The organism is Actinomadura fibrosa (genome assembly GCF_900659615.1).
GTDB classification, from domain to species: Bacteria; Actinomycetota; Actinomycetes; order Streptosporangiales; family Streptosporangiaceae; genus Spirillospora; species Spirillospora fibrosa.
Genome location: NZ_CAACUY010000356.1, coordinates 1 through 7,292, shown reverse-complemented (window position 1 = coordinate 7,292; position 7,292 = coordinate 1). Strand labels below are relative to the sequence as shown.

Genomic DNA, 7,292 nt, shown 5'->3' with positions numbered 1-7,292 from the left:
ACCGCCGCCGGGGGCGTCCTCCCGCGCGGTCCGGGCGCCTGGCGCGCGAGCGGCCTGCCCGGCTGACAACGGCCTCCGGCGCCCGCGCCGGGCCGTCTCCGGACGGGTTCCGCGGGGCCGGCGGCACGGGTCCGGCGTTGTCCGGAGCCGGCGTTAGGGAAATGCTTCAAGGGACATGTAACCGTGGTTCGCGCCCAGCAGAGGCCTCTGCACGAATAAGGTGAAAGGCCATGGCCACCTCGGAGTTCGTCCCACAGCCCGCGCGCTATGCCGTCTTCGTCGACGCGGGATACCTTTACGCGGCCTCCGGTGCGCTGCTGCTCGGCTGTGGCTCCCGCCGGGAGTACCGGGTCGCCGCCGAGAAACTGATCAAGGCGCTGACGACCCACGCCGACGATCAGCTGCTCGGCGAGCTGCTCCGCGTCTACTGGTTCGACGCGGCGCCGAAGCGGCAGCCGACGGTGGACCAGCGCGTCATCGCCAACCTGCCGCTCGTGAAGCTGCGGCTCGGCAACCTGAACGCGCAGGGCCAGCAGAAGGGCGTGGACGCCCAGCTCCGCGCCGACCTGGAGGCCCTCGCCCGGCACCGCGCGATCACCGACGCGGTGCTGCTCGCGGGCGACGAGGACATGCTGCCCGCCGTGGAGGCCGCGCAGCGCTACGGCGTCCGCGTGCACCTGTGGGGCGTCGAGCCCACCCACGGCTCCAACCAGGCCGAATGGCTCGTCTGGGAGTCCGACACGGTCGAGGTGCTCCCGGCCGACTTCCTGCGCCCCTACTTCACCAAGGCCAAGGTGCTGCCGGTGCCCGCGCCCGGCACCACCGCCGCCGTCCGGGACGCCGCGGCCGCCGCCGCGCACCGCGCGAGCCCCGTCCCGTCGCCGTCCCAGGTCTTCGCGGGACGCCCCCCGGCGGTCAAGCCGGCCCCGGCCGCCGCCGTGCGCGCCGCCGTCCCGGTCGGCGGCCCGAACGTGACGCCCGCGACCGTGGCCGCCTCGATGAACTCCGCCGCGGCCGCCGTGTCCGACGGCAAGCTCGGCCCCGACCGCGACCACATGCTGGAGATCGGCGAGCACGTCGCCCAGAAGTGGATCTTCGAGCGGGGCCGGGACAACATCCGCGACCTCCTGCCCGGCCCGATACTGCCCCCGGTGATCGACAAGGAGCTGCTGATCGAGGCCGAGAAGGAGCTCGGCGGCTCCCTGCGCCCCTACCAGGAGGCCCGCACCTGGCTGCGGGACGGCTTCTGGGAGCGCGTGTACCGCGAGTTCGGGATCGGCATAGGCAAGTCCGACTGATCCCACATCCCGGACGGCGTCCCCGGCGGCCCTCAGGGTTTGCGGTGGCCACCACACCGCTGCGATGTGGCCACGTCCGGGCATCCCGTTGGAAACGTTCTGCGTTTACGCGGACACGTACTGTCGTCTCTCGGTACAGTCCCCGCCGTGATGGGGGGAGACCGTGCATGGCTCCGCGGGCGGCGAGGGCGCTCCGCGACGATCCCGCTCGCCGCGTCCCTGGCCCTGACCGGTGGCGCGGCGGCCGGGTGCGAGTCGCCCGTCCCGTTCTACCGGCCCGGGCACGGGTCACCGGACGATCCCGTCGTCGGGCTGGGCGGGCCCGCGCCGTACCTGCCGCGGCCGTCCGGCCGGGACGCGGACCCGGCGCCCCTTCCGGGGGCCGCGGGCGGCGCGGTCTACGCCGCCACCGGCCCCGGCATGATCGCGCCCACCGCGCGGGACCTGCCCGCCCGGCTGTACCTCGCGAACGGGCGGCACATCGTCGTGATCGAGCCGCGGACGCTGCGGATCGTCCGCCGGGTCGGCGCCGGGCGGTCCACCGCGCGCGTCGTCCCGTCCTGGGACCTGCGGCGGCTGTGGGCGGCCGACGCCGCGCACGGCACGCTGGTGCCGGTCGGTCCGCTGAGTGGCAGGGCCGGGCGGCCGCTGCGGGTCGCCGACCCCGCCGCGCTCTACTTCACACCGGACGGGCACGACGCCCTCGTGCTGTCCACCCGGACGCGCAGCCTCGACGTCCGCGACCCGCGCACGATGCTGCCGCGCGCGTCGATCCCGCTGCCCTGCGCCGCCCGGTACGCCGACTTCACGCTCGACGGGGCGTCCGTGGTCGCGAGCTGCGCGGCGGCCGGACGGCTCGTACGCGTCGACGTGCCGCACCGCCGGGTCACCGCGACGCTCCGGCTGCCCGACGGCGCCCACCCCGCCGACCTGCGGCTCTCCCCCGACGGCGGCGCGTTCTTCGTCGCGGACGCGGCACGCGGCGGGATCTGGCTGGTGGACGCGCGGCGCCTCGCCCGGCCCGGATTCGTCCGCACCGCCACCGGCGCCCGCGGCCTCGCGGTCAGCCGGGACGCGCGGCGGCTGTTCGTCGTCGGCGGCGGCACGCTCGCCGCGGTCGACTTCGCCACCCGCCGCGTCACCGCCCGGTGGCGGCTGCCCGGCGGCGGCTCGGCGGTACCGGGCGGCGTGTCGTCCGACGGCACGGCCCTGTGGCTCGCCACCCCCACCGGGACGGTCTGCGCCGTGTCCACCCGCGACGGCCGGGTGCTCCGCAAGCTGCACGTCGGCGGCCGCCCCGCCGGGCTGACCGTCCACCCGCAGCCCGGCCGCCACTCCCTGGGCGGCACCGGCCTCTACCGCTGACCGCCGGTTGGGTCAGCGGGAGCCCACGCGGTGCCATTCGGGGACCAGTTCCTCGATCAGGGCCTCCGTCTCGGGCTGGAGCTGGTCGAGCAGCGGGTCGCGGCCGACGCGGCCGCGGAGCTCGTCCACCGCGATCCGGACCTGCGCGAGGTCGCCGGTGGCGTTCGTGGCGCGGAGCAGGTCGCGCCACAGGCCCTCGTCCTCGGGCGCGAGCCGCAGCCCGGCCCGGGCGGCGCCGACCGCGCCGTGCGGGTCGTTCTCCTCCAGGCGCAGCACCACGAGGCGGTGCGCGACGTCGATGACCCGCGCCGTCGCCTCGTACTCCAGGTCGTGGGCGGCGAGCCAGGCGTAGCGGCCCCGCGGGCGGCCGGCGAGCAGCGGGCCGCGCACGAGGTCCAGCGCGTAGGACATGTAGGCCGTCTCGGACGCGGGCTCGGCCGCCGACCGCCACACCAGCCAGCGGAACACCGCCAGGTCGACCCGCACCTCGGAGCCGAGCCGGATGCGGCCGCGGTCGTCGTAGTACAGGTTGGGGCGGCCCCGCGCGTCCCGGCCGAGCCAGTCGGACACGCGCGCCACGCACGCGTCGCGGACGCCCGCGCTCACACCGCGCGGCCACACCGCGCCGCTCAGCACCGTCGGGTGGACGCCGTTCGGGTGCGCCGCGAGGTACACGAGGACCTCGGTGCACAGCGCGCGGCGGCTCTCGTCCATCGGGCCGGGCGCGTCGACCTCGATGGGGCCGAGCAGGCGGATGTCGACCGACGGCTGCTGCTCCGGCGGCGGCTGGGCGCCCTCCGCCGGCTCGGGCAGCGGGACCGAGTCGAGCCGCGCCGCGGTCCGGAACAGCTCGAACACGCCGCGGTAGTCCTCGTCCGGGACGACCTGCGCGTTCACCTCGAAGCCGAGCACGCCGGCGTGCAGCCGGCCGTCGCCGTCGACGTCCCAGGTCCAGGTGGCGCCCTGGACCTCGCCGGCGACGAGGTATCCCGCCGCCATCCGGGTGCCGGTGCGGGCGAGCGCGACGAGCCGGTCGGCCTCCCGCTCGGACGGGCGGTCCGCCATGATCAGGTAGTGCGGCATCCACGCCTCGCCGAACACGCCGCGGCACCGCCCGGTGAGGACGGAGTCGACGCCGGACGCGGCGAGCGCCTGCCGCACCTCCTCGCTGCGGCCCTCCAGCTCCGGCAGCGCGTCCGCGAGCGTCGGGACGGACCGGATCCGGTCGGGCGCGACCTCCGCGAGGCCCTCGCCGAGCTCCGCGCCGAACCCGACGAGCGTGATGCGCATGTGGTCGGACCAGCGGTTCGTCGCGAGCTCCAGCGCGATCGCGGCGAGCACGGCGCGGCGGGTGTCCTCGGGGCCGCGCACCGCGATCAGCCCGTGCGCGGCCTCCAGGTCGACGAGGATCCGGCCGTTCTCGTTCGTGCCGATCGACACGAGGCCCGGGTAGGGGGCGAGGACGTCGCCGAGGTCGGACGCCTCGGCGCCGTCCAGCGCGCCGGCGCGCAGCCGCCACACCTGGCCGTCGTCGAACGCCTGCCAGGGCGCGGGCGGGTTGCGGTCGGCGGGCGCGATCCACAGGTCGAGGCTGCCGCGGCCGAGGTGCACCCCGTAGACGGTCGGCAGCGCCCGGCCGCCCGCCGCCATGGACTTCGACAGGTGCCGCAGCCCGAGGTCGAGGAGCCGCGCCGCCGCGTCGTCGGCGCCGATCCGCAGCGCCCGCTCGGTCTCGGCCGCCGCGCCCTCCGGCCGGACGATGGCGTGCCCGAACGCGCGGTTCCAGAGCTGCACGCGGCGCCGCCGGCCGAGCGCGCTGAGCAGCCCGGCGGCGATCAGCGACGCCGCGGCGAGACCCTGCGGCCAGCCGAGGCCGTGCGAGGAGTCGTCGTAGGACGCGTTCTGCCCGGGCAGGGAGGCGCCGCCGCTTCCGGCGCCGCCGTCCATCTCGCCGGACGGCCCGTCCGAGCCGCGGTGCGCGGGCGGATCCTGCGCGGGAGCGTGCGAGGCGGGCGCCTCGGGCTTCGCGGACGTGGGGGCCTGCGACGGCTTCGGCGCGGGGGTCTGCGACGCGGACGGGCGCGGCGCCGGAGCCGGGGCCTGCGGAGCCGGTGTCTGCGGCGCAGGCGTCTGGGGGGCGGGTGTCTGGGGGGCGGGCGTCTGCGGTGCCGGGGTGTGCGGGGCGGTCGGGGACGCCGACGGCCGCTCCGGTGACGGGCGCGGCGCCGGCGCGGACGGCTCCGGCGACGGGTCGGGCGACCGGTCGCCCGGCACGGCGTGCCCGTACTTGAAGTACTCGTCCAGGTCCTGGACGGGGATGACGTGCACGCCCTTCGCGTCCGCCGGCATCTCCAGGATCCAGCCGGGGCGGATGAGGCTGGCGATGCTGAGCCGGGTGCCGTCCGGCTGCGTCCGGCCCTTGTTGAGGGCGTGGATCTCCTTGTAGCGGCGGCCGTCGCCGAGGCACTTCTCGGCGATCTCCCACAGGCTCTCGTGGTGCCGGCCCTCGGGCGGCTGCACCCGGTAGATCTTCGTGGTGCGGGCCTTCTCGGCGGGGTGCGCGGCGAGGTCCTCGGCGACCCGGTCGGCGGCCGCCGCCGGGCGCTCCGGCGCGTCTTGGACGCGGTGGAACTCCTGCGACTGCGTCTGCGTCTGCGGCGGGGCGGGCGGCTGCCGCGACAGCGCGCCGCCGGACAGCGCCGGCATGATCACCGAGGTGGCGGTGAACAGCAGCAGCGCGGCGACGACGAGGCGGTGGACGAGCGACTGCGTGCCGCCCGCGAGCGGCACCCGCGCGGGCACGCCGACCCCGCGGATCCCGGCGTACACCTCGACGACCACGCACGCCGCGAGCTGGATCCAGGCGAGCCAGACCAGCGCGACGAGGATGGCGAGCAGCGAGCCCGGTCCGAGCCGGTGCGTGAGGTCGGACGCGGCGGGCACGTGGTCGGGCAGCGGCGAGCCGAAGAACGTGAGGAGCGCGAACGGGACGCCGGCGAGCAGCGCGGCCAGCGCCGCGACGGCGCCGATCCCGGCGAGGACGTCCCCCGGGCTGCGACGGCCCTTCACCCGCACGGGTGTCCCGCGCCCATGACCCGTCACCATCGCGCCCCCAGCGGTCGCCGCTTCCCGGACGTCGCCTCAATGGTAGACGGGTTTCCCGCGCCCCTCATTGCCCGTCACCGCCCGTGACGGGGCGGGCCGTCGCCGAGGACGTCATCGTGAACTCGCCGAAGCCGGGGATGATGCCGAGGAGCTGCGGCCGGACCTTGATCTCCACGGTGACGTCCACCTCCTGCCCGTCGGCGTCGCAGCGGGACGCCGACACCTGCTCCCCGTAGGCGGCGAGCAGGTCGCACGCCGCGCCGCGGGCCCGACCGGGGTCGATCACCGGCTTCCCCGTCTCCCGGAGCGCGTCGGTGTCGATCTCGTTGGCGCCGGCGCGGGCGGCCTGCTCGGCCATGTCGGCGGCCCGCTGCCGCGCGTGGATCGCGAGGCCGCCGTCCACGAGGAGGCCCGCCAGCATGAACACGACCGGCGTGAACAGGACCGCGTACATGGCGACGGAACCGCGATCGCGCCCCGCGCCCGCCCGCGCCGCGAGACGCCCGCGCATCCGCGCCGCCGGGCGCTCCCACATCCGCACCGCCAGGCGCCGCCGCTTCACTGCGGGTCTCCCGGCTCGCCCTCATCGGGGCCGGGGTCGGTCCCGCGATAGGTGAAGGTGTCGATCGGGGCGACGGCGCGGCCCTGGAGCCGCTTGCTGCCGGGCAGCCCGATGAACGACAGGTCGCCGAGGTCGACGTCGCAGGTGATCGTCACGACGACGCGCCCGCCGGGCCCCCAGGCGCTCACGTCGGTCCGCACGACGGGCCCGCCCGTGCACCAGTCGTGCCCCCGCAGGTTGGCGCTGGCGGCCTCGTCCGCGAGGTCCTGCGCGGACGGGGCGCTGCGGGCGATGGACGCGGCGCGCACGCCGTCGCGCGCGGCGCCGTCCACCTGGCTCTGCGCGTCCACCATCCGCCCCGCGCCGGCGAGGAACAGCAGGAAGCCGACGAACAGCGGCGTGACCAGCACCATCTCCAGCGACATCGAGCCGCCGTCGCGCCGCCGGGCCGCCAGGCGCCGCACCGCTTTCGGACGTATCACTGGGCGGCCCCCTGGCAGGCCACGCCCGACCCCACGTCCGGGCGGAAGCACTCGATCGGCCCGCGTGAGCGCTGCGAAACGTGGAACGTCATGAACGGGATGACGCGCACCGCCTCGCCGCTCACCTCGACCCAGCGCTCGTCGTTCTCCTCGCCGGTCCGCACCTCCAGGCCGCTGAGCAGGTTCGGGCCCACCTTGCGGACGTCGTCGGTGGCCTTCGTGACGGCCGCGTCCTGCCAGCCGCCGCCGACCGGCTGCGTGCGGGCCGTCCGCGCGCCCGACTGCGCGGCGGCGAGCGCCACGTGCCGCGCGTGGTAGACCATCGCGAACTGCACGACGGCGAGCATCACGAGGATGAGGATCGGCGTCAGCAGCGCCCACTCCATCGAGGACGCCCCGGCGTCGCGGGTGGGGAACCGCCGGCCCGGCCGGGACCGCGCCGCGGCGCGCCCGGAGGACGCGCGCCGCCCGGGCGGCTCG

The 7,292-nt window shown here is 76.6% G+C and carries 6 protein-coding genes; 2 read left to right on the top strand and 4 right to left on the bottom strand.

Annotation, left to right across the window (positions count from 1 at the left end; genetic code table 11):
* Positions 1-230: 230 nt before the first annotated feature.
* Together E1300_RS45955 and E1300_RS45950 are read left to right on the top strand one after the other, a co-directional pair.
* Positions 231-1,298 (top strand): NYN domain-containing protein, encoded by a 1,068-nt coding sequence (locus E1300_RS45955; RefSeq protein ID WP_131763563.1) that lies wholly within the window; start codon positions 231-233, stop codon positions 1,296-1,298.
* A 147-nt stretch (positions 1,299-1,445) separates the two neighbouring features.
* Entirely contained in the window at positions 1,446-2,663 is a 1,218-nt protein-coding gene (locus E1300_RS45950; RefSeq protein WP_131763562.1) for a YncE family protein, read from the top strand.
* Positions 2,664-2,675: 12 nt separating this feature from the next.
* Here E1300_RS45950 and E1300_RS45945 read toward each other — a convergent pair whose 3' ends face one another.
* The 4 genes from E1300_RS45945 to E1300_RS45925 all read right to left on the bottom strand — a co-directional run.
* Entirely contained in the window at positions 2,676-5,732 is a 3,057-nt protein-coding gene (locus E1300_RS45945; RefSeq protein WP_242619831.1) for a bacterial transcriptional activator domain-containing protein, read from the bottom strand.
* Between the two features lie 100 nt (positions 5,733-5,832).
* Positions 5,833-6,330, bottom strand: coding sequence for a TadE/TadG family type IV pilus assembly protein (locus E1300_RS45940; RefSeq protein ID WP_242619830.1), 498 nt, complete (start codon positions 6,328-6,330; stop codon positions 5,833-5,835).
* Entirely contained in the window at positions 6,327-6,794 is a 468-nt protein-coding gene (locus tag E1300_RS45930) for a TadE/TadG family type IV pilus assembly protein (RefSeq protein WP_242619829.1), read from the bottom strand. The genes E1300_RS45940 and E1300_RS45930 overlap by 4 nt, the downstream gene beginning before the upstream one ends.
* A 14-nt stretch (positions 6,795-6,808) precedes the next feature.
* A partial coding sequence (locus E1300_RS45925; protein WP_306440704.1) for a TadE family protein occupies positions 6,809-7,292 on the bottom strand: 484 nt, incomplete at its 5' end.

Bases quoted from the DNA above. Each gene is read 5' to 3' on its own strand.
- E1300_RS45955 (WP_131763563.1), top strand. From the start codon at position 231: ATGGCCACCTCGGAGTTCGTCCCACAGCCCGCGCGCTATGCCGTCTTC.